The organism is Vibrio sp. 10N.222.46.A1 (assembly GCF_041473595.1).
GTDB classification, from domain to species: Bacteria; Pseudomonadota; Gammaproteobacteria; order Enterobacterales; family Vibrionaceae; genus Vibrio; species Vibrio tasmaniensis_A.
The window spans coordinates 1-445 of sequence record NZ_JBFRSN010001789.1 but is presented as its reverse complement, the minus strand read 5'-3'; the positions used below and the strand labels follow the sequence as shown (position 1 = coordinate 445).

Here is a 445-nt window from a genome sequence, read left to right as displayed (position 1 = left end):
CTTAATCCTTATTCGTTAGCATTATTTTTTCACTATAGATTCGATATCTTCACGATATAAAACCGCCTGCTCTTTATCGTATAATTCACTTACAATAGATTTTATACCCATAGTTATTTCTGAGATATCAAAAGGCGCATTTTTCCGCTTTCCCTTAAACGAATACAAGTAATGAACTCCGTCTTTGTAAAGGATCCTGTCGAACCTTTCAAATTGGATATATGAGCCTTTTTCACTCATAGTGATAACTAAACTTCCCTCTCTATACGGGAGATCTTTTGGTTTACATGTATATGTCGAAAGACGATAACTTTCTTCTGATTCAACTTCAGGGTCTTGATCTTGAATTAACTCAAACGCTTGCTGATATGTTTCTGAGACCAATTCTCTGTCCCAGATAAACAAAGGAATTGCTTGATTGTGATCATCTGCTAACCAGCTATCT

At 35.3% G+C, this 445-nt stretch carries 1 pseudogene; it reads right to left on the bottom strand.

From position 1 onward, the window contains the following. Positions 1-21 precede the first annotated feature (21 nt). Positions 22-445, bottom strand: a pseudogene (locus AB4496_RS29340) (hypothetical protein); the annotation flags it as partial.